Origin of the sequence: Micromonospora sp. NBC_01638, assembly GCF_045209745.1 — a bacterium.
GTDB lineage: Bacteria > Actinomycetota > Actinomycetes > Mycobacteriales > Micromonosporaceae > Micromonospora.
The window spans coordinates 2,469,103-2,488,524 of sequence record NZ_CP109273.1 but is presented as its reverse complement, the minus strand read 5'-3'; the positions used below and the strand labels follow the sequence as shown (position 1 = coordinate 2,488,524).

24 protein-coding genes, 3 tRNA genes and 1 pseudogene are annotated in these 19,422 nt (G+C 70.2%); 14 read left to right on the top strand and 14 right to left on the bottom strand.

Annotated features, from left to right (window positions below; translation table 11 throughout):
* The first annotated feature begins 1 nt into the window (after nucleotide 1).
* The 6 genes from OG811_RS11770 to OG811_RS11745 all read left to right on the top strand — a co-directional run bounded on the left by OG811_RS11770 (nucleotide 2) and on the right by OG811_RS11745 (nucleotide 2,267).
* A complete protein-coding gene (locus tag OG811_RS11770; RefSeq protein WP_406074111.1) occupies nucleotides 2-781 on the top strand; it encodes a polysaccharide deacetylase family protein in 780 nt (259 codons plus the stop codon).
* 154 nt (nucleotides 782-935) lie between these two features.
* Nucleotides 936-1,008 (top strand) — tRNA-Glu (locus OG811_RS11765).
* Nucleotides 1,009-1,039: 31 nt separating this feature from the next.
* Nucleotides 1,040-1,113: transfer RNA gene (locus OG811_RS11760), tRNA-Asp, on the top strand.
* A gap of 99 nt (nucleotides 1,114-1,212) precedes the next feature.
* Nucleotides 1,213-1,286, top strand: a tRNA-Phe gene (locus tag OG811_RS11755).
* Nucleotides 1,287-1,586: 300 nt separating this feature from the next.
* On the top strand, nucleotides 1,587-1,841 hold the full coding sequence (locus OG811_RS11750) for a hypothetical protein (protein WP_406074109.1): 255 nt from the start codon (nucleotides 1,587-1,589) through the stop codon (nucleotides 1,839-1,841).
* 30 nt (nucleotides 1,842-1,871) lie between these two features.
* A complete protein-coding gene (locus OG811_RS11745; protein WP_406074108.1) occupies nucleotides 1,872-2,267 on the top strand; it encodes a hypothetical protein in 396 nt (131 codons plus the stop codon).
* 120 nt (nucleotides 2,268-2,387) lie between these two features.
* Here OG811_RS11745 and OG811_RS11740 read toward each other — a convergent pair whose 3' ends face one another.
* The gene (locus OG811_RS11740; RefSeq protein ID WP_406074106.1) at nucleotides 2,388-2,714 is read right to left on the bottom strand and encodes a hypothetical protein; all 327 of its coding nucleotides are present in this window, start codon (nucleotides 2,712-2,714) and stop codon (nucleotides 2,388-2,390) included.
* A gap of 8 nt (nucleotides 2,715-2,722) precedes the next feature.
* Here OG811_RS11740 and OG811_RS11735 point away from each other — a divergent pair.
* Nucleotides 2,723-2,776, top strand: a pseudogene (locus tag OG811_RS11735) (hypothetical protein); the annotation flags it as partial.
* Between the two features lie 168 nt (nucleotides 2,777-2,944).
* Here OG811_RS11735 and OG811_RS11730 read toward each other — a convergent pair.
* Nucleotides 2,945-3,985 carry a hypothetical protein gene (locus tag OG811_RS11730; protein ID WP_406074105.1) on the bottom strand — a complete coding sequence of 347 codons (1,041 nt, stop codon included), beginning with the start codon at nucleotides 3,983-3,985 and terminating at the stop codon, nucleotides 2,945-2,947.
* A 165-nt stretch (nucleotides 3,986-4,150) separates the two neighbouring features.
* Here OG811_RS11730 and OG811_RS11725 point away from each other — a divergent pair, with 165 nt between their 5' ends.
* Nucleotides 4,151-4,678, top strand: coding sequence for an SRPBCC family protein (locus OG811_RS11725; protein WP_406074103.1), 528 nt, complete (start codon nucleotides 4,151-4,153; stop codon nucleotides 4,676-4,678).
* Between the two features lie 21 nt (nucleotides 4,679-4,699).
* Here OG811_RS11725 and OG811_RS11720 read toward each other — a convergent pair whose 3' ends face one another.
* Nucleotides 4,700-5,407 carry a DUF2786 domain-containing protein gene (locus OG811_RS11720; protein WP_406074101.1) on the bottom strand — a complete coding sequence of 236 codons (708 nt, stop codon included), beginning with the start codon at nucleotides 5,405-5,407 and terminating at the stop codon, nucleotides 4,700-4,702.
* Nucleotides 5,408-5,534: 127 nt separating this feature from the next.
* On the opposite strand from OG811_RS11720, the gene OG811_RS11715 reads away from it, so the two are divergent.
* A complete protein-coding gene (locus OG811_RS11715) occupies nucleotides 5,535-5,966 on the top strand; it encodes a hypothetical protein (RefSeq protein WP_406074099.1) in 432 nt (143 codons plus the stop codon).
* Between the two features lie 112 nt (nucleotides 5,967-6,078).
* Here the strand turns inward: OG811_RS11715 and OG811_RS11710 are convergent, their stop codons facing one another.
* Nucleotides 6,079-6,468 (bottom strand): hypothetical protein, encoded by a 390-nt coding sequence (locus OG811_RS11710; RefSeq protein WP_406074097.1) that lies wholly within the window; start codon nucleotides 6,466-6,468, stop codon nucleotides 6,079-6,081.
* Between the two features lie 155 nt (nucleotides 6,469-6,623).
* Here OG811_RS11710 and OG811_RS11705 point away from each other — a divergent pair, with 155 nt between their 5' ends.
* Nucleotides 6,624-7,967: an ABC transporter substrate-binding protein gene (locus tag OG811_RS11705; protein WP_406074096.1), complete on the top strand. Its 1,344-nt coding sequence runs from the start codon at nucleotides 6,624-6,626 to the stop codon at nucleotides 7,965-7,967.
* Nucleotides 7,968-8,032: 65 nt separating this feature from the next.
* On the opposite strand, the gene OG811_RS11700 is transcribed toward OG811_RS11705, so the two are convergent.
* Together OG811_RS11700 and OG811_RS11695 are read right to left on the bottom strand one after the other, a co-directional pair.
* Nucleotides 8,033-8,776: an enoyl-CoA hydratase/isomerase family protein gene (locus tag OG811_RS11700; RefSeq protein ID WP_406074094.1), complete on the bottom strand. Its 744-nt coding sequence runs from the start codon at nucleotides 8,774-8,776 to the stop codon at nucleotides 8,033-8,035.
* The gene (locus tag OG811_RS11695) at nucleotides 8,773-9,630 is read right to left on the bottom strand and encodes a 3-hydroxyacyl-CoA dehydrogenase family protein (RefSeq protein ID WP_406074092.1); all 858 of its coding nucleotides are present in this window, start codon (nucleotides 9,628-9,630) and stop codon (nucleotides 8,773-8,775) included. The genes OG811_RS11700 and OG811_RS11695 overlap by 4 nt, the downstream gene beginning before the upstream one ends.
* A gap of 176 nt (nucleotides 9,631-9,806) precedes the next feature.
* On the opposite strand from OG811_RS11695, the gene OG811_RS11690 reads away from it, so the two are divergent.
* A complete protein-coding gene (locus OG811_RS11690; protein ID WP_406074090.1) occupies nucleotides 9,807-10,094 on the top strand; it encodes a hypothetical protein in 288 nt (95 codons plus the stop codon).
* Between the two features lie 50 nt (nucleotides 10,095-10,144).
* On the opposite strand, the gene OG811_RS11685 is transcribed toward OG811_RS11690, so the two are convergent.
* Complete coding sequence (locus OG811_RS11685; protein ID WP_406074089.1) at nucleotides 10,145-10,924, bottom strand: methyltransferase domain-containing protein; 780 nt, start codon at nucleotides 10,922-10,924, stop codon at nucleotides 10,145-10,147.
* A gap of 54 nt (nucleotides 10,925-10,978) precedes the next feature.
* On the opposite strand from OG811_RS11685, the gene OG811_RS11680 reads away from it, so the two are divergent.
* A complete protein-coding gene (locus tag OG811_RS11680) occupies nucleotides 10,979-11,368 on the top strand; it encodes a PPOX class F420-dependent oxidoreductase (RefSeq protein ID WP_406074087.1) in 390 nt (129 codons plus the stop codon).
* A gap of 85 nt (nucleotides 11,369-11,453) precedes the next feature.
* On the opposite strand, the gene OG811_RS11675 is transcribed toward OG811_RS11680, so the two are convergent.
* Nucleotides 11,454-11,663, bottom strand: coding sequence for a BldC family transcriptional regulator (locus OG811_RS11675; RefSeq protein ID WP_007073996.1), 210 nt, complete (start codon nucleotides 11,661-11,663; stop codon nucleotides 11,454-11,456).
* Nucleotides 11,664-11,914: 251 nt separating this feature from the next.
* Nucleotides 11,915-12,754 carry a hypothetical protein gene (locus OG811_RS11670; protein WP_406075668.1) on the bottom strand — a complete coding sequence of 280 codons (840 nt, stop codon included), beginning with the start codon at nucleotides 12,752-12,754 and terminating at the stop codon, nucleotides 11,915-11,917.
* A gap of 192 nt (nucleotides 12,755-12,946) precedes the next feature.
* Between OG811_RS11670 and OG811_RS11665 the strand changes: the two genes are divergently transcribed.
* Both OG811_RS11665 and OG811_RS11660 read left to right on the top strand, forming a co-directional pair.
* Nucleotides 12,947-14,029 carry a Leu/Phe/Val dehydrogenase gene (locus tag OG811_RS11665; RefSeq protein WP_406074085.1) on the top strand — a complete coding sequence of 361 codons (1,083 nt, stop codon included), beginning with the start codon at nucleotides 12,947-12,949 and terminating at the stop codon, nucleotides 14,027-14,029.
* Nucleotides 14,030-14,330: 301 nt separating this feature from the next.
* The gene (locus tag OG811_RS11660) at nucleotides 14,331-14,546 is read left to right on the top strand and encodes a DUF3073 domain-containing protein (protein WP_030332207.1); all 216 of its coding nucleotides are present in this window, start codon (nucleotides 14,331-14,333) and stop codon (nucleotides 14,544-14,546) included.
* Nucleotides 14,547-14,684: 138 nt separating this feature from the next.
* Here OG811_RS11660 and amcA read toward each other — a convergent pair whose 3' ends face one another.
* From amcA to OG811_RS11635, 5 genes are all read right to left on the bottom strand, one after another.
* Nucleotides 14,685-14,912 (bottom strand): multiple cyclophane-containing RiPP AmcA, encoded by a 228-nt coding sequence (gene amcA, locus OG811_RS11655; RefSeq protein WP_406074083.1) that lies wholly within the window; start codon nucleotides 14,910-14,912, stop codon nucleotides 14,685-14,687.
* Nucleotides 14,893-15,984: a cyclophane-forming radical SAM peptide maturase AmcB gene (amcB, locus tag OG811_RS11650; protein ID WP_406075666.1), complete on the bottom strand. Its 1,092-nt coding sequence runs from the start codon at nucleotides 15,982-15,984 to the stop codon at nucleotides 14,893-14,895. Before amcB ends, amcA begins: the two co-directional genes overlap by 20 nt.
* 126 nt (nucleotides 15,985-16,110) lie before the next feature.
* Nucleotides 16,111-17,265, bottom strand: a complete 1,155-nt coding sequence (gene purM / locus OG811_RS11645) for a phosphoribosylformylglycinamidine cyclo-ligase (RefSeq protein ID WP_406074081.1) — start codon at nucleotides 17,263-17,265, stop codon at nucleotides 16,111-16,113.
* A 59-nt stretch (nucleotides 17,266-17,324) separates the two neighbouring features.
* Nucleotides 17,325-18,863 (bottom strand): amidophosphoribosyltransferase, encoded by a 1,539-nt coding sequence (gene purF / locus OG811_RS11640; protein ID WP_406074079.1) that lies wholly within the window; start codon nucleotides 18,861-18,863, stop codon nucleotides 17,325-17,327.
* A 168-nt stretch (nucleotides 18,864-19,031) separates the two neighbouring features.
* Nucleotides 19,032-19,385: a sterol carrier family protein gene (locus tag OG811_RS11635; protein WP_406074078.1), complete on the bottom strand. Its 354-nt coding sequence runs from the start codon at nucleotides 19,383-19,385 to the stop codon at nucleotides 19,032-19,034.
* Between the last annotated feature and the right edge of the window lie 37 nt (nucleotides 19,386-19,422).

Genomic DNA, 19,422 nt, shown 5'->3' with positions numbered 1-19,422 from the left:
GATGCAAGCCCGCGCCGTCCTGGCGTCCGTCCTCGCCGTGGCGCTGGTCTTGTCCGGCTGTGCCCAGCCGGACCGCACCATCGCACCCGCCCGCGCGCCACAGCCGGTGGAATCGGCCATGCCGCCCGCCCCCACCCCGTCGCCGCGCCCCACCATCACCAAGCCGGCGCTGCGGCCACTGCCGCCCAAGCTCCCGGCCGGCCTGCAGCGCAACACCGGCGTACGTCCGGTGGCCCTGACCTTCGACGACGGGCCCAGCCCGGCCTGGACGCCCAAGGTGCTCGACCAACTGCGGGCTGCCAAGGTGACCGCCACCTTCTGCGTCGTCGGTCGCGAGGTGCAGCGCCACCCGGAGCTGGTCCGGCGGATCATCCGTGAGGGACACCAGCTCTGCAACCACAGCTGGCGGCACGACCTCGACCTGGCCCGGAGACCTGTCGCCGAGATCCGGGCCGACCTGGCCCGCACCAACAAGGCCATCGAGGCGGCGGCTCCCGGTGCGAAGGTGTCCTTCTATCGGCAGCCGGGCGGCCGTTGGACGCCGGAGGTGCTGGCGGTGGCGAAGAGCCTCGGCATGCACCCGCTGCACTGGTCTGTCGACCCGCAGGACTGGAACAAGCCGAGCGCCGCCACGATCGGAAAGCGGGTGCACGCCGCCGCCCGCCCCGGTGCTGTCGTGCTGCTGCACGACGGTGGCGGCAACCGCGCCGCGACGCTCGCCGCCTGCCCCCACCTGATCGCCGACCTGAAGCAACGCTTCGGCATTGCCCGACTCCGCTAGACCGGCCCCGACCTGCGGTTTTACCTCCGTCCAAGCCCTTGCCGATACCGATTTTGTCGACCGACCGAGCATCACGTATGCTTTCGGAGCCTCCGGCGGGGCCGGATGGGAGCAAGTCCGCTTGAAGTTGCGAGTGTGCAATGATGGCGGGGCCGCCCTCATCGTCTAGCGGCCCAGGACGCCGCCCTTTCAAGGCGGTAGCACGGGTTCGAATCCCGTTGGGGGCACGACCGGCGCAAGCCGGAGCAACACAAGCTAGGTCCTGTGGAGCAGTTGGAGTGCTCGCCGCCCTGTCAAGGCGGAGGTCGCGGGTTCAAGTCCCGTCAGGACCGCAGCGCTGACGCCGCGCCTCGCGCGGCGTTCTGCGTACCGGAGCATGTCTCCCTGCCGCCGGTTCGTCCGGTTGCCGGGTAGCATGAACCGAGCGATACGGCCAGGTAGCTCAGTTGGTACGAGCGTCCGACTGAAAATCGGAAGGTCGGCGGTTCGACCCCGCCCCTGGCCACATAGCCTTTCGCCGGGCTACAGGAGCGCCGACCAGCGGAAACGCCGGCCGGCGCTCTGCTTTGCGCCCCGGGGCCGTCTATCCGTTCTGACCCTCGTTGACCCCGGAATCCCGCTGATGGCCAACCCTTGTCGCACGGGGATCGCACGGATGGCCCTGGCCCTTGCTGCGCGTGGAGCCTCCAGCCCCATTGGAACCGTTGACCCTCTGTGCCAGAGTGGCCGAATGCTTGGCAGAGCGGTGCTTGGGGCAGTCATCGTCGCCGCAGGGTGCGCGGGGGCCGTCGTCTTCGCTCATGCCGTGATCCTCGTCGGCATGAAAGGTCGGCACCCTAGCCGACAGGCATGGGGGGCGGCTGCCAACCTGCCCCGAGCTGCCTTCGCAGGCTACTTCGGCGCTGCCGGCGTCGCCCTGCTGTCGCTGGCGCACCTGGTCCTGTTTTTCCGGAACGAAGATTGGTTCTGGCTCATCGCGCCTCAGCAGGGCGTGGTCTTCCTGTCTCTTGCGGCGGGATGGCTTGCGATGCGCAGGACCGGCAAACACGCGTACCGATAGCTGCGCGGATCCTTTCGTATCCTCCGGGTCATGGCCGATGACGCACCCAGCTCCCGCCGGCCGCTCGGCCGCCTACCGCGCACGTTGATCGCGGTGCTGCTCGTGCTCGGGGTGACAGTGCCGTCCCTCCTCATCCGGGAGCTGATCAAGGCCAAGGTGGGTAACGGCCCGCTGGCTGATTTGGGCGGGATAGCAGTTCCGGTAGCGACAACGGCCTGGCTTGCGCCGGGTGCTTCCTACCGCCGGCGAGATGCGCTGTTGTGGTTGGTTGGCCCGGGCATTTTCATCTTCGCGGTGATCGCTTGGCGGCTGGCCTTCCTGCCCTACCGCGATTGGACGCCTCGACCCGATGAGGCATCCCGCGTTCGCTGGCTTCGCGACCCCCAACACGCTGGAATGTGGTACGTGCCGGGGGAAGCAAAGTAGGTGAAGTCGGCCATGTGGTTGAGGCGGATGCCAATGGCCGCACCGGGTCTGGGCGATCGAGGGCTGCCAGGGCATCGGTCGGCACATCGCGCGACTGCCCCGGCACATCACCATGCGCAGCTAGCGACGGAGCAGCGAAAACGCTCCCGCCGCCGTCAGCAGCAACAGCAGTGACACCGCGAATAGGGCACGTCCAAGCGGAAGGGGCATGGAGATGAAGAACGGTGCCTGGTGGATCAACACGCCCGCACCGATCATGGCCTGGGCAATGCCCACCCGCACGGGCTGGGACCGCTCTCCCACCCTTAGGCGTGCAAGCCGAACCCAGGCGGCGGGAAACCTGCGTGACACGGCTACACGCACCCCGAGTACCAGCGAGCCCAGGCTGAGGACCACGACACCCACACGCAAAGCGACCGTGACCGGGTCCTCGTCATACAGGCTCATGCGCCCATCATCAGAGGAGCGTCAAGCGCGCAATCGCACGGCAGCCTCCGCCGGCTTCCTGACCTGCCGAAATGCACGTGCCTGAAAATCGGAAGGTCGGCGGTTCGACCCCGCCCCTGGCCACATAGCCTTTCGCCGGGCTACAGAGGTCCCCACCAGCGGAAACGCAGGTGGGGATCTTGCTTGTTCGGCACCTCTTACGCACCGACGCACTTCGGCCCTGCCGGAAGTCAGTTGTCCCGGCGCCCCTGCTGGCGGTGCTGCGCCATGCCGCTCTGGATCGCCTCCCACACGCTGCGCCCGGCCTGTCGCAGCGTCTCACCCGCCTGCTCCGCGAGCTGCGCCGCGCTCTGAGCCGCGGCGTGCGCCCCTCCCGGTAGACCACCGCCGCCGTCACCATCTCCGGACGGGCTCGGACCGGGGGCAGGCGACTGATCGGGTTTGTCACCGGTCTGCCCGGTCGGCGACCCCGCCGGCCCCTCAGCGCCCCGACCCGCCCCGGCCGGCCGTTGCCCCTCACCCGGCCCCTCGGGGTGGCGCGGCCCCTCGGGGTGGCGGCTTTCCGGGTGGCGGCCCTCCGGGCCGCCGGACTCCGGTCGCTTCTCGTCACCAGCCCCAGGGCCACCGGCTCGAGACCCGGGTCCCCCGGCGCTGGGTCCCGGACCTCCGGCATGAGGCCCAGGACCCCCGACGTGAGCTCCCGGACCCCCGACGTGAGCTTCCGGACCCCCGACATGAGACCCGGGTCCCCCGGCGCTGGGTCCCGGACCCTCGGCATGAGGCTCAGGACCGCCGGTGCCAGGTTCCGAGCTAACGGGACCCGACGCGGGCCGCCCCGGGCCCGGACGACCGGGCCTTGGACGGGCGCGGTCGGCGAAGGCACCCACCGCGGCCAACTGCTGCGCGCCGCGGTTCAGGTCGTCGGTGACGGTGCCGGACGTCCGCGCGAGTGCCTCGATGATCTGCGGGTTGTTGTCGAGCGTGTCGAGCGCTCGCCCGAGGATCCTGGTCAACTGTTCCAACCGCACCCGCAGCTGCGCCTCGGCGTGCGCCCCGTTGATGTCCAGCTCGCCGCTGCTCAGGTGCACCCGTACGCCGACGTCGACCTGGAGCAGGTTGGCCACCCGGGCCCGCAGCGAAAGGTCGGCGTCCAGGCCGTCGACCGCCAGCCGGATCGAGTCGACGGAGACCTTCGGAATGTCGAGCAGGACGTCGGGGTCCCCGCTGTCGACGTTCCGGTCCGGCTCTCGCTGCTGCGCGCTCTCGCTCATGCTCTCCCGCCCCGCCTGCACACCGGCCCGGTTGTCGGACCGCTCGGCGCGGTTACCCGCTTTCCGGCGGGGCATCCCGTCCGTGACGGCTCGGCAACCCGCTGTCCGGAACCGGGCACCACACGAAGCTGCACACGCAGGCATCAGCCGGTATGGTCCGGGCCTATGGGACAGGGGATGACCGATCCGGCCGACATCCGGCAGGACATCGACCGGTTCTCCTTACGGTGCAGCCTCCTCGTCCCGGGCTCGGCCGAACACGCGTTCGGGGTTTTCACCGACGAGCTGGCCGACTGGTGGGTCACCGAATACACCTGGTCCGGTCCCGATGCTCTCGCCGAGCTGGGCATGGAGCCGCGCGCTGGCGGCATGCTCTACGAGCTGGGCCCGTACGGCTTCCGCGCGGACTGGGGCCGGGTGCTCATCTGGGATCCGCCGCGCCGGCTGGTCTTCGTCTGGCAGATCGGCCCGGACCGGATGCCGGTGCCGGACCCGGCCCGCGCGAGCGAGGTCGAGGTGCTGTTCGTTTCCGAGGGGCCGGAGCGCACCCGGGTGGAGCTGGAGCACCGGCATTTCGACCGACACGGCGAGGCTGCCGAGGGATATCGCAAGGCGCTCACCGCCGGCTGGCACGAGCTGCTCACCCGCTACGTCGCCACGGTGTCGCGCCACCGCCCGACCGCTCCCGCCTGACCGTCGCCCGTTGCGCGGTGGTCAGCGGCCGAGCTGCCGTTCCTGGGTGGCGTTGCCGCCGAGGTCCCGACGACCCAGGTCCGCGTGGCGACCGGCCTCCGCACCCGAGCCGAAGCCGGTGCCGCCCAGCCGGCGTGGCGGCGCGGTGCGCAGCCGCGGGTATTCGTCGGCGAGCCGTCGCTGCACCCGATCGGAGCGGTCGGCCAGCACCAGCGCCACCGACGGCGTGCCCGACTCGCTGGCTGCGGCTGTCTCGGCCGCCCAGAGCCGGCCACCGATCACCTGCGCGAAACCGGCCAGCCAGGACCGGCGGAAGGCGGCCGGATGGTCGTCCGCGGGCACCGCAGTGGCGGCCAGGCCGTGGGCCGCCTGCACGAGCAGTGAGGTGAAGAGCAGGTCGACCCGTTCCAGGTCGCTGGCGAACCCGAACAGGTGCAGCGCGAAGCCGTTGCCCTGACGGCGGCGGACGCAGCGGCAGCGCAGTGGTTCGGCGACCGCGGCGAGCAGGCCGACCTTGTCGCGGGCGTACGGGGCGACGATGTCCAGCACCCGGTCGCCCACCGGATCGGTGGTCGGGTCACGGGCGGCGAGCAGCGCCCGGTCCACGCCGTAGCGGGCGATCAGCTCGGTCGCCTTGGCGGTGAACGCGGCCGCCTCGGCGGGCGTGCAGGCCGGGTCCTCGGCCTGGGCCAGCAGCTTGCGCACCTTGCTGAGCATGGCCTCGGACATGCCTACAGAGCTACCACACGGGTCGGACAGCACAGGGGCCGCGGCGCTATAGATCGATCCGTATCATCGTCACGATCGGATGATCAGTCCAATACGGACGGTCAATCAACTGTCTCCGGAGGCATGCATGTCACCCCCGACCGCTCGCCTGCTCGCCGTCGCCACGGCCACCGCACTGCTCTTCGCCGGCACGCCCGCGCAGGCCGCCCCGGCCACACCGGCCACCCCCGGAACGAACGCCTTCGCCCCGCTCGCCACCTGCTATGGCGGGGCGGTCCGCTCGTACTTCGAGACCGGGCGCTACGGCGGTCAGGCCGGCCAGTTCCGCACCACGACCCGCTGTCGCGACATCAACGTCCGCAACGCGAGCGTGTACGCCACCGAGGCGTGCGTGATCTTCGTCGACAAGACAGGCGCCTGCAACTACTGGACCTACCTACCGGCCAACTCGGGCTGGATCACGGTGGCGACAGATGTCCGGGACGGGGTCAACTTCCGGGTCCGCTTCGAGAACCTGCGGTACGAGTACGAGCCGCTGATCGCGTACCACGCGTTCTGAGTGGCCCGCGTGGTCGCGGCGTCCGCCCCCCGACGGACGCCGCGACCCGGCGGTACAACACCCGGCGCGGCGTACAGCACCCGGCGCGGCGTAAAGCACCCGGCGCGGCTGCTCACCCGGCGCGACTGCGCAGGGTGGCGATCGTCGAGCCGGCGAGCGTGAGCAGGCAGTCGGGGAGCAGCCCATCGGCCGCTGCGGCGCCGAACAGTGCCTCCCCGGTCGGTTCGTCCCGGTTGGCGTACGCGCTGACGAAGCGGGCCACCCAGCGGGTGTCGTAACCGGCCTGATCGATCCCCGGGAAGTCCAGCGCTGCTCCGCTGGCCGCCGGCGCGTCACCGAGCATCGTCGCGGCCAGGCACCAGGCGACCCCGTACGCGCCGCTCAGGCCGGCCCGGTCGACGACCGCGTCGAACGTTCCCACCACCGCGTCTCCATCCCCGTTGAGCGCCGAACTGAGCACGGCGGCCGCGTCGTCGAACGTCTGCTGTGGTAAGTCCGTCACGCAGCGCACAGTAGGAGGGACGGTCAAGGCCCCCGGCGACGGTGACTGTGCGTGTTCAACGCGAGCTACCTGCGCATTGCGTCACCTCCACGGTCCCGCCGCCGACCCCGGCACGCTAATGTGCGCAGCGGACCTTCGCCGGAGGAAGGACGACCATGCTCGTATCACGCCGCTCGCGGGTGGCCTCACTGGCTGCCTGCGCGACGATCCTGCTCGCCACAAGCGCTTGCGGGGATGACAAGGCCGAGGAGGCAAGCACTCAACAGGTGCGCCTCTACGGCGCGGACGGCAACATGCTCAACTCCTATCCTGCGGAGTTGAAGGAACGCGCGAGTCTCGTCGACGGGATGAAGGGCACCACGCCACTCGTCCCGCTGCCCGAGGACTTCAAGAGCCGACTGTGGGCCGTCAATCCGGCGGTGACGGACTTCGTGTACTCCGCCGAGTCGTACGACGCGACAGTGATCGCCGTGCTCGCCGCCCAGTTGGCCGCAAGCACCGACCCGGCTGCCATCGCGAAGCAGATCGTCGGTGTGACCAACGACGGGCAGCGCTGCGAGGACCCGGCGAGTTGCCTCGCGCTGGCCCGTAACGGGCAGGACATCGAGTACCGCGGCGTGTCGCTGACCCGGGCGGGCTTCACCGACAAGGGTGAGCCGGCCACCGCGAGCTACGCCACGCTGACGTTCGACGGGCAGCAGATCAACGACGGCAAGACCGAGTTCGTCGGGGCCGGCATCGAGTCGGCGGCGAGCACCAAGACTCCGCCGAGGCCGAAGAAGCAGCGCCCGGGTGGGGACCCGGACCAGGAGCCGCTGGTCCTGGGCGGCCTGCTGCCGAAGACCGGTGACCTGTCGATCGCCTACCCGCCGATGGCGGCCGGTGCCGCGTTGGCGATCAGGGAGATCAACGCCGCTGGTGGCGCGCTGGGCAAGCCGGTGACCTGGCTGGATGGCGACGACGGCACCAACCCGGCAGTGGCCAAGGCGACCGTGGCCAAGCACGTGAGGGACGGCGTCAGCGTGATCATCGGTGCCGGTGGCTCAGGTATCTCCCGGGCGGTGCTGCCGGACGTGGTGCAGGCCGGGAAGATTCTCTTCTCGCCGTCCAACACCGACGCCGGCCTGACCGACGTGGAGGACGATGGCCTCTACTTCCGCACCGCACCGCCGGACAGCCTGCAGGGCCGTGCGCTGGCCGACGTGATCCTCCGCGACGGGTCGCAGAAGATCGTCATCGTCGCCCGCAAGGACTCCTACGGTGAGGGCCTTCAGGCCACCGTCCGTGAGGAGTTGGAGAAGGCCGGCATCCCCGGCGACCGTCTCAAGCTGATGACCTACGAGCCGCCGGCCGACGCCAAGGCACCCCCGGTCGACTTCGGCGACAGCGCGAAGGAGATCAAGGACTTCGGCGCGGACGCCGTACTGATCATCGGCTTCGGTGAGTCCGCACAGGTGATCCGTGGGATGGCCGACTCCGGAATGCAGTTCCGACAGTAAGTACGACCGCAGACCACGACGGCCGCACCGGCATTCCGCCGGTGCGGCCGTTTCGCTTTTGGGGATCACCGCGTCCGGCGGCGCTCCAGGAACTCGGTCATCCGCCGGTGCTTCTCCTCGTCCTCGAAGAGCACCGCCTGGCTGACCAGATCGAGCTGTGGGTGCGCGGCGACGGGTGCATCCACCGCCAACTTGGTCAGCCGCAGCGCCAGCGGCGAACCCAGGGCAATCTCGTCCAGCAGCGCGTGCGCCACCGTCAGCAGCTCACCGGGCTCGTCCACCACCCGGTTCACCAGACCGATTTGTAGCGCCTCTGCGGCGTCCACCCGCCGGCCGGTGAAGAGCAGCTCCTTGGCCCGGCCCTCACCGATCAACGCGGGCAGCCGGTGCGTCGCGCCAGCGCCGGCCAGGATGCCCAACCGCACCTCCGGCTGGCCGAAGACCGCCCGCGCCGTGCACACCCGCAGATCGCAGGCGTACGCCAGCTCCGCGCCACCGCCCAGCGCCGGGCCGTCGATGGCGGCCACGGTCGGCATCGGCAGCGCCCGGATCCGGGCGAAGGCGGCGGAGTTGATCGCGGCGAGCGCGTCCGCGCGGCCCCGTTCGCGGAGCTGGCCGATGTCGGCGCCACCCGCGAAGATGCCCGCCGCGCCACCGGTGAGCAGCAGCAGCCGGGGGCGCGCCTCCAACCCGGCGCACACCTCGTGCAGCTCGGCGATCAGGTCGGCGTCGATGGCGTTGCGCTTCTCCGGCCGGTCCAGCGTGACCACCAGCCGGTCCGGCCGCTCCTCGATCCGCAGCCCGCTCACTGTTTGACACCGCCTTCCCACCGGTAGAAGCCGTGGCCCGACTTCTTGCCCAGCCGCCCCGCGGCCACCATCTCCACGAGCAGCGGCGGCGGCGCGAAGCGGTCCCCGTACGCGGCCTGGAGGGTGCGGGCGATGTCCAGCCGCACGTCGAGGCCGACCAGGTCGGTGAGCTCCAGCGGCCCGATCGGGTGCCGGTAGCCGAGCACCATCGCCTTGTCGATGTCGGCCGGGCTGGCCACCTCGTCAGCCACCATCCGGATCGCCTCCAGCCCGAGGGTGACCCCGAGCCGGGAGGTGGCGAAGCCGGGCAGGTCGCGTACGACGACGGGGTCCTTGCCCAAGCGGCCGGCGAGCGCGACGGCCGCGGCGGTGGTCTCCTCGGCGGTGGCCGGGCCGACCACGATCTCCAGAAGCGCCATCGCCCAGACCGGGTTGAAGAAGTGCAGGCCGAGGAAGCGCTCCGGCGCATCCAGCCCCACGGCCAGCTCACCGATGGCGATGCTGGAGGTGTTGCTGCCCAGCAGCGCCGGGCTCAGCGCGGCGGCGTCACGCAGCACCGCCCGCTTCAGGTCGAGCCGCTCCGGCACCGCCTCCACGATCACCTCGGGAGCGGGAGCGACCTCGGCGAGCGTTGGGCGCAGCGTCACCCGCTCCCGGTTCGCGGCGGCCTCGTCGGCACCCAGCTTCCCGCGCTGCACCGCCCGCTCCCACAGCTCGGCGAGCCGGTTCAGCGCGGTCGCACCCCGCTCAGGGTCCACCTCGACCAACTCGACGGCGTGTCCGGACCCGGCCGCCACGTACGCGATGCCGAGCCCCATCGTGCCGGCACCGACGACCACGAAACGATCGCTCATCACGCCTCCCTGTCCCGCCCGCCGGCGCGCGGGGTCGCCGCCGCGCCGACCCGGGTGTTCCGCCCGCTCCGCTCGCTCATCATGCGACCCTAGACAGCTCGACGACCCGGCCCATGCGTGGGGGAGCGCCGGATCGGGTAATGACGGCCCGTCAACCGAGGGAAGGACCAGTCGACATGAGCCAGGCACCGGAGCGCGTCACCGACGGGGAGATCGTGGAGACCCGGGGCGACGAACGGGTCGAGCTGCTGCGCGCCGACACCAACAACGACGGCAAGACGGACGTGTGGGTGGTGGACACCGACGGCGACGGCAAGGCCGACCTTTTCCAGTTCGACACCGACGGTGACGGCAAGGTGGACATCACCATGGTCGACATCGACGAGGACGGCACCCCGGACGAGGTGGTCGACGGCGACGGCGGCCTCCCGCCCGAGCAGCTCCCCCCGACCGTCCAGGTCTGAGCTGTACGACGGCCCCTGCGCTCTGCACGGTGGAGCTCAGGGGCCGCCGCTCAGTCGGCGAGGCGCAGGGTGGCCAGGTAGTAGGGGGCGTCCCGGTCGTCCACATCGGTCAGCCGCCAGCCGGTGCCGTGCACCAGCGCGGCGAACTCGTCGGCCGAGCAGACCAGATAGTCGAACCACTCGGTGCTCAGCTCCCGGTAGCGCAGCCGGAGCCGGAGCTGACCGCCGAGCCGACCCTGACGGCGGTTGCGCTCGTGGTAACCGGTGTGCAGCGGGTCGCGGGTGCCGTACGGGTCGGTGCCGTGCGCGATGATCTGCGCTCCCGGTCGGGCCAGCGCGGCGAGCGCGGCCAGGAACGCGGGGGCACGCTCCCGGCCCTCGAACAGTCCGAGGTTGTTACCGAGCAGCAGGAACGTCTCGTACCGCTGACCATCGGCGACGTGCGTGTCGACGGTGCCGTGCACCACCCGCCGGACACCGCGACGCCGACTGACCGCCAGCGCACCCGCGGAGGTGTCCAGCCCGGTGACCGGTACGCCGCGCTCCTGGAGCAGCAGCGCGACCCGGCCGGCACCGGTGCCGATGTCCAGCGTCTCACCGCGGACCCGGTCCACCGCCCGGTGGTCGTACGGCTGCCACTCCTGCGGCCCGTCCAGGTAGTGCGCGGCCGGCGCGCCGTTGATCAGACCGTCGTCCCGTTCGATGATCTCGATGACCGGCCGCGGCAGTCGACCACCGACCAGCGGTCGGGGGCCCACCCCGGTGGCCACGGCGAGCGTGTCCCGCAGCAGTTCACCGATCACGTCACCGATTAGAGGCTCCACCGTCACGACGTTCACGCTATCTGGCCATTCAGCGGCCCGTAGCGGCCGTATCCTGGCGGTGTGACCACGTTGGACAGGCTGTCGGCCGAGAAATACATCCTGCTCACGACCTTCCGCAAGGACGGTCGGGCGGTGCCGACCCCGGTCTGGGCGGTACGCGACGGCGAGGCGTTGGCGGTCTGGACCCGGGCCGACTCGGGCAAGGTGAAGCGGATCCGCCGCAACGGCGAGGTGACCGTGGCGCCGTGTGACGTGCGAGGCCGGCTACGCGGGGCGGAGGTGTCAGCCCACGCGACGATCTACGGGGGCGGTGACATTGGTCGGGTCCGCGACCTGCTCAAGCAAAAATACCGCCTACTCGGTCGGCTGAGCCTGCTGGGCAGCCGACTGCGCCGCGGCGAGGGTGGCACGGTCGGCATCCGGGTGACGCTGGCCGAGGCGCGACGCTGAGACGGGCTGACGTTGAGCCCGGCGGACATGGAAAGGGGCGGCGGATCGAGATCCACCGCCCCTGACCGGAAAAACTGGTGCCGGCTCAGTCGCCCTGCCGCTGCTGCGGGATCTGACCCTGCAGCAGCGCCCTGACCTCCGACTCGCGGTAGCGACGGTGGCCACCCAGAGTGCGGATGGCACTGAGCTTGCCAGCCTTGGCCCACCGGGTCACCGTCTTCGGGTCGACACGGAACATCGACGCCACCTCGGCCGGTGTGAGTAGCGGCTCTGGTTCGTGCGTTCGCGATGCCATCGGTCACTCCTCCACGTGTATAGACATCGGCCGGGGTCCCGCCGGCCGACGCGTCTCCCATGGTCCGGCTAGTCCCCGATGTCCGACATGGGCCGAACGGATGAAGGTCCCTAGACGGACGGATGAACCATGCCCGATTTTTACGACTTTTGCACGGCAGAAAGTACCTTATTCGGACTCATGATCACGGTTCGTGATGCGTCAACTACGAGCACCACTCACCTTGGGAGCACTTCTAGGGGTGATATGCCCTAGTTGCACCGCTCCAACAACTGCACCGCGCGCCACCGGGCCACCAGCTTGTCGTACGCGACGGACGCCTCCTCGGCCTCACCGCGCGCCAGCCCCGCGAGGCCGCTGGCGACCAGCTCAGGCGAGTCATCCGCAGAAAGCGTCTCGTCGGAGAGCAGGTCGACAAGGCCGCCGTAGTCCAGCTCCACCACCGACCGCGGATGGAACTCCTCCAGCCAGCGTGCCGCCTCCTCCACCGCCTCGGTGATCGGCGCCTCGCCCACCGACTTGCGCAGCACCGACAGAGCTCGCGACGACCGGCGGCGGGTTTTGGAGATCTCGGTGCGATAGCGCAGCGCCCGCCGGCCGGGCTGGGTCACCAGGTCCCGCTCAGCCGGGTCGAAGAGCACGAACCACCGCAGCGGCACCCCCCAGGTGGCGATCTGCTCGTGCACCCGGGGCACCCCGTGCTCCAGCACCCGGGCGCCGCTGCGCCAGTCGTCAACCACCGCCCTGGCCTGCCCGGCGAGCACCGGCGGCACGAAGGCGTCGGCGAGGACCGAGGGCACCCCGTCCCGGGCGCTGAGCGCCGCCTCAGCGACCCGGATCCGCAGGTTCCAGGGGCAGACCAGCAGGCTGTCGTCCGTCTCCAGGACGTACGCCTCCTCCGGCAGGTCCGGCAGCCGGGTCCAGCCAGCGCCCAGCGCCTCGATCACCGCCGTCCGCTGCCGGCCGGGCCCTTCGACCGGGGCCACCGCCCGACCCTCCGAGACGTAACGGCGCCAGTAGCTCTGCCGGTCTCGATCAAAGGCGGTCAACGGTTCGTACACGCGCAGGTAAGAAGCGAAGAGCGACGGCACGGCGCGATCCTCCCACGAACCGCAGCCGTACGCCGTCAGCGGCCGGACCACGCGCGCCGCAACGTGGGACGGCAGCGGCGCGTCGAGCGCCCGCACGCGGCCGATACTAGGCTCGATCACACCGGCAGCATCCCCGCCGGGGTCCACCAGGTCCGCGTCCCACAAGGACGCACACCACTTCAGGAGCCAATCATGGGCGTATTCGCGAGCACCGACGACCCGGTATCGACCGGACACGAACAGGTCGTGTTCTGCCAGGACAAGCAGAGCGGCCTCAAGGCGATCATCGGGATCTACTCCACCGCGCTGGGGCCGGCGCTCGGCGGCACCCGCTTCTACCCGTACGCCCGCGAGGAGGACGCCCTCGCCGACGTGCTCGACCTGTCCCGCGGGATGGCCTACAAGAACGCGCTCGCCGGGCTGGACCTGGGCGGTGGCAAGTCCGTCATCTGGGGCGACCCGGAGCAGATCAAGAGCGAGGCGTTGCTGCGCGCGTACGGTCGCTTCGTGGAGTCGCTGGGCGGTCGCTACTACACCGCCTGTGACGTCGGCACCTATGTGGCGGACATGGACGTCGTGGCCCGGGAGACCCGCTACGTGACCGGGCGCAGCGTGGAGCACGGCGGCGCCGGTGACTCGTCGATCCTCACCGCCTGGGGTGTCTTCCAGGGCATGCGGGCTGCCACCGAGCACGTGTGGGGCACCCCGAGCCTGCGTGGCCGGCGGGTCGGCGTGGCCGGCCTGGGCAAGGTCGGCAAATACCTCACCGGGCACCTGCTGGACGATGGCGCCGAGGTGGTCGCCACCGACGTCAACCCGAAGGCGCTGGCGTGGGTGCGCGCCAACCACCCGCAGGTCACCCTGATGGACGACGCCGGTGCGCTGGTCGCCGCGGACATCGACGTGTACGCGCCGTGCGCGCTGGGCGGCGCCCTGAACGACGACACCGTGCCGGCGCTGCGCGCCAAGGTGGTGACCGGGGCGGCGAACAACCAGCTCGCCCACCCGGGCATCGAGAAGCTGCTGGCCGACCGGGGCATCCTCTACACGCCGGACTACGTGGTCAACGCGGGCGGCGTGATCCAGGTGGCCGACGAGATCGAGGGCTTCAACTTCGACCGGGCGAAGCTGCGGGCGACCCGGATCTACGACACCACCCGCGAGATCCTGCACCTGGCTGACGCCGAGGGCGTGCCGCCGGCGGTGGCCGCGGACCGGCTGGCCGAGCGGCGGATGGCCGATGTCGGCCGGCTGCGCGCGATCCACCTGCCCTGAGCGTTCCCGGAGGCGGATCGACGGGATCCGCCTCCGGTCCCCCTTTTGCCGGAACCGGCCAGTAAGCTGAGGCCGGGTCAATTTTGATACGGTTTGTCCGGCGTCACGGGTGCTAACCGTTCCGCTCCTTACCGGGTACACTGGGTGACGGCCGGATCAACGCGACGCGCAGAGCCGGCCAGCGGTAACCCGAGGTGCCGAACGGTGGCATCCCCATGTACCGTAAGAGCCACGAGAGATGCCTGACGTCATCGGGGCCCGCCTTCGGGCTGCCCCGCATTCTGTGCGAGGGGGTCGAGCCATGGGGCGCGGCCGTGCTAAGGCCAAGCAGACAAAGGTGGCCCGGGAGTTGAAGTATCACTCCCCGAACACCGACCTCACCGCCTTGCAGCGCGAACTGGCGGGTGCTGGTAAGTCTGAGCACCACTTCGACGACGACTCTAAAGAGTTCGTCGACGACGATGATGAGGATCACGCGGACGACGACCCGGATCCCTGGGTCCGTCCGACCCGCTGACCGCTCGACGCAGCTGAGCACGCGGTGACCCCCGCGTGCTCACGCGCGTCCCGTGCAGGTGCAGCTGACCGACGATCAGGGGCCTGGCCCGACCGGAGCCACTCCGGCCACTCGACAGGCCCCTGATCGCGGGTCACCTCAGCGCGGTCGGTTGTTCCAGTTGTAGAACGTCGGGATGTTCTCGAAGTGGTTCCAGGCGCAGACCGCGCTGGCGCCGTCCCCGCCCGACACCTCCGATCTCAGCCGCCGAGCGTCCTCGGCCTCCTGCAGGAGCGCTACGAGCGCAGGAGCGGCGTCCCGCACCCGCTCGGTAACTCCGTCATCCGCTTCGCGCTCAGGCCGCCGGTCACTGGTGGTCTCGGGCATGCTCCAACACTCCCTCCAATAGGCGGATCTTGCTGTTGCGGCAGTGCTCGGTCTCCGTACCGTCAAAACGCCCCAGCTCGAAGTAGCGGTTGGCAGCATGGCCACCGCCACAGAAGCCGAAGTACGGGCAGGACACCCGGCATGCCTCCACCCCAGCCAGGAACTCTCCCACCCACGGCGTCTCCGCCGCGCCGCTGAGGATCTCCGCCAGCGGGGCCGTCAACACGTTGCCGCTGCTGAAGTCGCCGTAGCGGGGGTCGGTGAAGCCGGCCAACTCCGGAGAGAGCACGGTCACCGAGCCGTCATGACCGATCGTCGGGATCGGGTCCAGTTGGCGGGGCAACACCCCGTCCGCCGAGTTGTCGAGCACCGCTGCGGCGTAGCGCAGCGACCACTCGATCTCGCGCAGGTGGATCCGGGGCTCACGGCGCCAGGCCGCGACCAACTCCGCCCAGAACGCGGTCACCGCGGACGAATCATGACGGTTGTCGCGGGTGTTGACCCCCTCGGTCTCCTCGATGTTGATGCCCAACACGTCGCAGCCCAGCTCGAGGAAGTAGTCGTACAGCTCAGTGGCGAGCCCCGGCTCCGGCCGGGACACCACGGCCAGCGCGGAAAAGGGCAGGCCACGACGGCGCAGCACCGTGACACCACGCAAGATCCGGTCGTACGCCGGCTGGCCGCCCCGGTTGACCCGGTCGCCGTTGCGCGCCCGGGGCCCGTCGACGCTCACGCTCACCCGCATCTCGTGCCGGGCGAAGAAGTCGCACCAATCGTCGTCGATCAGGGTGGCGTTGGTCTGCACGTGGTGCTCGACCTCGGGCCCGAATGGCGCGATCAGGTCAGCCAGATGCTCCCGGCCGGCCGCCAACGGCTCGCCGCCGTGCCACACCACCGAGAACCGGCCGGCCGCCGCCCAGGGGTTGACCGCCGCTGCCACCGCCGCTGCCACCGCCACCGGCATCCGCCGATCGGCCGACCGAAACGGCAGGTAGCAGTACGCGCAGTCGAGGTTGCAAAGGGTGGTGGGCTGCATGACGACGTACGACGGGACGGCGGCCAGACCGCGCATCCCGCTGAACGACTGTCCCCGAACAGCCATCGTCCTCCTCCGCCTAGCCTGAGCCCTTCAGGCTAGGCGGCATTGGCCACTCGGGTGAAGCCCTGATCAGGTGCCCGTACGATCACCAGAGCGTGATCAACCGCGGGTGTGCTGACCAACCATCTGCACGTTGCCGGTGCCCTCGATGATCTCGCCGGCCTGCCAGGCCTCGACCCCACGGCCAGTCAGCGTGGCCAGCGCCCGGTCGGCGTCCTCGGCCGACACGATCGCGAACATGCCGACGCCCATGTTGAAGGTCGACTCCATGTCCTGGTCGTCGATCCGACCCTTCGTCTGAATCAGGTCGAAGACCGGCTGCGGCTTCCAGGTGGACCGGTTGACCACCGCGTCGACGTTCTCGGGCAGCACTCGGACCAGGTTGCCGGGGATGCCGCCGCCGGTGACGTGGGCAAATGCCCGTACCTCGGCCTCGGCGATCAGCTTGAGGCAGTCCTTGGCGTAGATCTTGGTCGGGGTGAGCAACTCCTCACCCAGGGTCCGCTGCCGACCGAAGTCGTCGATCACGATGTCCAGGCGCATCCGGGCCGCGCCGAGCAGCACGTGCCGGACCAGCGAGTAGCCGTTGGAGTGCAGGCCGGAGGAGCGCATGGCGATCACCACGTCGCCCACCTCGACCCGGTCGGGGCTGAGGATGTCAGCCTCCTCGACCACGCCGACACCGGTCGCGGAGATGTCGTACTCGTCCGGGCGGAGCACGCCGGGGTGCTCGGCGGTCTCCCCGCCCAGCAGCGCGCAGCCGGCGTAGCGGCAGCCGTCAGCGATGCCCGCACCGATCTCGGCGACCTTGTCCGGCACGACCTCGCCGGTGGCGATGTAGTCGAGCAGGAACAGTGGCTCGGCACCACAGGCCACCAGGTCGTCGACGACCATCGCGACCAGGTCGATGCCGACCGTGTCGTGGATGTCCATCTGCTGGGCGATCACCAGCTTGGTGCCCACCCCGTCGGTGGAGGACGCCAGGATCGGGTTCTTGTACTTCTTCGTGTCGAGCCGGAACAGACCGGCGAAGCCGCCGAGGTCGCCCAGCACCTCAGGACGGCGGGTCTCCCGCACCTTCGACTTGAGCAGCTCCACCGCGCGGTCGCCCGCGTCGATGGAGACCCCGGCGTCGGCGTACGAAACCGAGCGTTTGCGCGCCTGACGGCCAGCGCCGGCCGTCCAGGGCTGACGGTCGCCACCGGCGCCGGTCGGGCTGCTTCCTGCGCCGCTGCGCTCGGATACGTGCGTCACGGTTCTCCCCTTTGGTTCTCGGTGCGGCGCTGGCGGTGGCCGGGCCGCGCCGGATGGTGCTACGGGCGGTTTGCGGTAACGCCACCCGGAGTGGCGACGAACGAGCCGTTGGTGTGCGGAGCTTCTGGCGCCGTGTTGGCGACCCGTCGGCCTACCGCTTCGAGCACGTGCTTGCCGATCAGGTTGTCGGCCGGTAGCTCGATCGGGTACTCCCCATCGAAACACGCCCGACACAGCCGGGTCTTCGGCTGCTCGGTCGCCGCGATCAGGCCAGGAAGCGATACGTAACCCAGCGTGTCGGCGCCGATGGAACGCCGGATGCCGTCGTTGTCCAACCCGTTGGCCAGCAGCTCCGCCCGGGTGGCGAAGTCGATGCCGTAAAAGCACGGCCAGCTGACCGGCGGGGAGGAGATCCGGACGTGCACCTCCAGCGCCCCCGCCTCACGCAGCATCCGCACGATGGCGCGCTGGGTGTTGCCGCGCACGATCGAGTCGTCCACGACCACCAACCGCTTGCCCCGGACGTTTTCCCGCAGCGGGTTGAGCTTGAGCCGGATGCCGAGCTGACGCAGGGTCTGCGACGGCTGGATGAAGGTGCGCCCCACGTACGGGTTCTTCATGAGGCCGGCGCCGTAGGTGATGCCGGACGCCTCCGCGTAGCCGATCGCGGCCGGAATGCCCGACTCCGGCACGCCGATGACGAGGTCCGCCTCGATCGGATGTTCCTTGGCCAACTGCCGGCCGATCTGCACCCGCGTCGCGTGCACGTTGCGCCCGGCGATCGTGGCGTCCGGGCGGGCGATGTAGACGTACTCGAAGAGACAGCCCTTCGGCTCCGGCGCGGCGAACCGGGCGGAACGCAGACCATTCTCGTCGATAGCGATCAGCTCGCCCGGCTCGACCTCGCGCACCACGCTGGCACCGACGATGTCCAGTGCGGCGGTCTCACTGGCCACCACCCAGCCGCGCTCCAGGCGGCCGAGCACCAGCGGACGGACGCCGTGCGGGTCGCGGGCCGCGTAGAGGGTCGACTCGTCCATGAAGACGAAGCTGAACGCGCCGCGCAGCTGCGGCAGCACCTCCAGTGCGGCCGCCTCGACCGACAGATCCGGTCGGCTGGCCAGCAGCATCGTCACCAGGGAGGTGTCGTTGGTCGAGCCGTCCGCGACGAGACCGCGCTCGGCGACCTCCTTCTCCAGCTCGGCCGTGTTGACCAGGTTGCCGTTGTGGGCGAGCGCGATGGTCGTGCCGGAGGTGGTCGACCGGATCGTCGGCTGGGCGTTCTCCCAGTTCGACGCGCCGGTCGTGGAGTAACGGGCGTGCCCGATCGCCAGGTGGCCGCGCAGGCTCGCCAGGGTGGGCTCGTCGAAGACCTGAGCCACCAGGCCGAGGTCCTTGTAGACCACCACACCGGAGCCATCGCTCACCGCGATGCCCGCCGCCTCCTGGCCGCGATGCTGCAGGGCGTAGAGGCCGAAGTAGGTCAGATTGGCAACCTCTTCGCCGGGGGCCCAGACGCCGAAGACGCCGCAGGCATCCTGGGGGCCAGGTCGTTGGGGGTCAAGGTCGTGGCTCAGCCGGCCGTCGCCTCGGGGCACCTACCGCTCCCTCATGCTGGTCTGGACCGGCCGGGCGGGATCACGGGCGGATCCACACTCCATCTGCCGGGACCACTCTCGTTCGCCTGACAGTGTACGCGAATCGCCGTCGATACAGAAAGTCACGGTTCCCGTGCCGAGAGTTACGGTGAGTGGCCATTGGGTCGACTAGAGGGGCAGATAAGCCGAGAGGTCCGCTCGGACGCCGCTCATCTGAACGCGACCCTCGGTGACCGCCTCCGCCCATCCGATCCTCCCGGTTGCCAGTTCCAACCAGGTGCCAGGAGCCATCTCGACCACATTTGGCGGGTTCCCCCTGGTGTGTCGAGGCCCCGGTACGCACTGGATCGCACCGTATGGTGGGACGCGCACCTCCACCGATCGGCCGGGGGCGCGCTCCGCGAGGACGGCCAACAACGACCGGACCGCCTCCCGGAACACCGGCCGTTCGGGCGTACGACCCTCGTCGAGCGCCGACAACGCGGCCGCAACGGCAGCGGACTTACTGTACGGAGAGGACACGACGGGACGATACGACCTACCGGCCAAGCACCCGACG